Source organism: Pseudonocardia oceanicola (assembly GCF_047200735.1).
Taxonomy (GTDB): domain Bacteria; phylum Actinomycetota; class Actinomycetes; order Mycobacteriales; family Pseudonocardiaceae; genus Pseudonocardia.
This window is the reverse complement of record NZ_JBJZON010000111.1, coordinates 1-306: the sequence shown is the minus strand read 5'-3', so window position 1 is coordinate 306 and position 306 is coordinate 1. Positions and strand designations below refer to the sequence as shown.

Annotated in this window: 1 protein-coding gene; it reads right to left on the bottom strand. The window is 74.8% G+C overall.

Annotated features, from left to right (window positions below; all coding sequences use genetic code 11):
* Positions 1–302: FAD-dependent oxidoreductase (locus tag ACL02T_RS35040; RefSeq protein ID WP_412835112.1), on the bottom strand; the 302-nt coding region annotated here is incomplete at its 3' end.
* Positions 303–306 lie beyond the last annotated feature (4 nt).

Sequence of the window (306 nt, the reverse complement as noted above, 5' to 3'; positions counted from 1 at the left end):
GTGAGCACCGCGCCGTCGGCCAGCTCGACCTCACCGGACCGCAGCGCGACGGCCCGCAGCCCCAGGTACATGCGCACGCCGAGGTCCTCGAGCGCGGCCTCCTCCTTCAGCGCCAGCCGCTCGGCCTCCCAGTCCCCGGCGAGGAGCTGCTTGGACAGCGGCGGGCGGTCGTACGGGGGATGCACCTCGGCACCGACCAGGCTGATCCGGCCCTCGTAGCCGGCCTGCCGCAGCTGCTCCACGGTCCGGATGCCGCCGAGTCCCGCCCCGACGACCAGCACGTGCTCCGGCCCACCGCTCAACGTC